The sequence below is a fragment of the Mycolicibacterium brisbanense genome (assembly GCF_001570425.1).
Taxonomy (GTDB): domain Bacteria; phylum Actinomycetota; class Actinomycetes; order Mycobacteriales; family Mycobacteriaceae; genus Mycobacterium; species Mycobacterium brisbanense.
The window spans coordinates 1-2310 of sequence record NZ_BCSX01000067.1 but is presented as its reverse complement, the minus strand read 5'-3'; the positions used below and the strand labels follow the sequence as shown (position 1 = coordinate 2310).

The window sequence follows — 2310 nt, the reverse complement described above, 5'->3', positions numbered from 1 at the left end:
TGATCGCGCTCGTCGAAAGTCCCCAGGTGTGCTCGTTGAAATTCCTCACCTGTGAGCGGCGGTCAGTGTAGTGGTTGGCGGGTGCCGGTGGTGGCTCGGCGGAGGGTGTCGGTGGAGGCGTGGTGGTCGCGTAGTCGGTAGGACTCGCCGTCGAGGTTGATGACTACGGATCGGTGCAGGAGGCGGTCGAGCATGGCGGCGGCCACGGTGGTGTCGCCGAGGATTTCGCCCCAGGCGCCGACGCCGCGGTTGGTGGTGATCACGATGCTGGTTTTCAAATACCGTTGGGAAACAACCTGAAACAACGCTGAGGCTGCCTCGGCGGGCAGCGGCAGATAGCCCAGCTCATCGATCACCAGCAGGGTGGGTCCGGCGTAGAACCGCATGGTGGTGGCCCAGCGTCCCTCGATGGCGGCACGGTGGCAGCGTGCCGCCAGGTCGGCTGCGGTGGTGAAGTAGGTGCGGTATCCGGCATGGGCTGCCGCCCTTGCCAATCCGACCGATAAATGTGTCTTGCCTGTTCCCGGCGGACCGATGAGTAGAACGTTGGTCGCCGATTCCAGGTAGCGGCAGGTGCCCAGCTCATCGATCAGTGCGCGGTCGATACCGGCGGCGGCATCGACGTCGAAATCGGTCAGGGTGGCCGGGGTGGGCAGGCTGGCGAACCGCAACCGGCCGGCCAGTCGGCGGGCAGTGCTGGCATCGACCTCGACGGCCAGCAGCCGTTCCAGTGCCACCGTCAGCGATAGCCCCTCCGCGGTGGCTTGGTCCAGCACGGCGGGTAGTGCTTCGGCGGCAGCGGTGAGTTTGAGCTCGGCCAGATGCGACCGCAACTGCTGGTAGCGGCTCGCCGCCGCCGAAGGGGCTTCGGCGTTGGCGGTGGGGGTGGTGGTTTTCGGGGTGCGTGTGGTGGGGGTCATTTAAGGGTCCTTTTCTGGGCGGCCCGCTCATAGACCGACAGGTCGATGACAGTGGAAGTGGTTGATGGCGTGGTGGATTCGGCCATATTGGTGGTGGTGCCAAGGAGTGCAAGCAGTTGTGCGGCAGCGGTTTTGGCGGCTGGCCCGGGTGGGATGCGTTCCTTGCGGCGATGCGGTTTGCCCGTGTTTGCAGTGGCCATTGCCGCGGTGTCGAGGGCGATGACGTGGCCGCTGTCGCGGACCATCACCCCCAACCCGTCAGCGGCCATGCGGTGCCGCGCGATCACGATCCCTCTCGTGGTGGCGATATCGCAGAACTCGCCGCCCACCGGATGGCTCACCGTGACCTGCGCGGCAGCCAGCTCCGGTGGCACCGAGTAGCGGTTGCCGCGGTAGGACACCAACGCTTGGCGCGACGCCGTGCGGGACTCCGACACGATCACCGGGTACGGCGTTGCCGGCACCGCACGCAGCGGTTCGGCTTTGGCCACCACAGCCACCGAGGACCGACCATCGGCGGTGGCCCGGTTCCGGGTGTCACCACGAACTTTCGCGAAACGATCCACACTGGCCTGCGCCTGTTCCACGGTCACCTCGTCGCCGACGGTGCGCCACCAGCGTTGCGCGGCAGTGTGATTGACTTTCTCCACCACACCTTTGCGGTTACCGCGTCGCGGCGGGCAGATCGCCACCGACACCCCGTAGTGTTTGGCTACCCCGGCGAACGAGGCCGTCACCCGCCCCGAGCCCGGATCGCAGACCGTGGCCATCCGGTCGAACCGCCACACCCGGGTCACACCACCGAGACCGCGCACGATGCGGTCGATGGCGGCGACCAGGTGTGGCTGGTCTTCTGACGGTGAGAGCACCGCTCGCCACTTGCCAGAGTGCGCCAGTGACCCGACCAGCAGATGCGCGGTCTTGCCCCAGCCCCAGTCCGCGGGCGGATCGGGCAATTCCAGCCAGTCCCACTGGGTTTCCTCACCGGGTGGGTGCGCGATGATGGCGTTGGGCCGCTCGGTGGCGGCGCGGCACGCCTGGCAGTCCGGCCGCAAACCACGGGTGCGGATGTTGCGGGTCAGGCTCTGATACGACAACCCGAATCCCAGGTCTTCGAGTTCGTCGTAGAGGGTGCGCGCCCACAGATGCGGGTCCTCGACCAGTCGCGCCGACACGTAGTCGACGAACGGGTCGAACAGGTCCGGGCCCGGGCGGGCCCGCACCCCGGGCTCTGCGTCGCCGGCCAGATACTTACGGACCGTTTTGCGGTCGAAACCGGTGTGGCGGGCGATCGCAGAGATCGACCAACCACGTTTTCGTAGGGCGTGTACTTCCATGTCGTCCTCCCATGTGAGCATGAGAAAGCGGGCCTCCTTCGACTGGAGCTACT

2 protein-coding genes are annotated in these 2310 nt (G+C 66.8%); both read right to left on the bottom strand.

What is annotated here, in order from left to right; all coding sequences use genetic code 11:
• Positions 1–62 precede the first annotated feature (62 nt).
• Positions 63–920, bottom strand: coding sequence for an IS21-like element helper ATPase IstB (gene istB / locus RMCB_RS35525; protein WP_062832513.1), 858 nt, complete (start codon positions 918–920; stop codon positions 63–65).
• On the bottom strand, positions 917–2278 hold the full coding sequence (locus tag RMCB_RS35520; protein ID WP_062832512.1) for a Mu transposase domain-containing protein: 1362 nt from the start codon (positions 2276–2278) through the stop codon (positions 917–919). Before RMCB_RS35520 ends, istB begins: the two co-directional genes overlap by 4 nt.
• Between the last annotated feature and the right edge of the window lie 32 nt (positions 2279–2310).

Bases quoted from the DNA above. Each gene is read 5' to 3' on its own strand.
- istB (WP_062832513.1), bottom strand. From the start codon at position 920: ATGACCCCCACCACACGCACCCCGAAAACCACCACCCCCACCGCCAAC.
- RMCB_RS35520 (WP_062832512.1), bottom strand. From the start codon at position 2,278: ATGCTCACATGGGAGGACGACATGGAAGTACACGCCCTACGAAAACGT.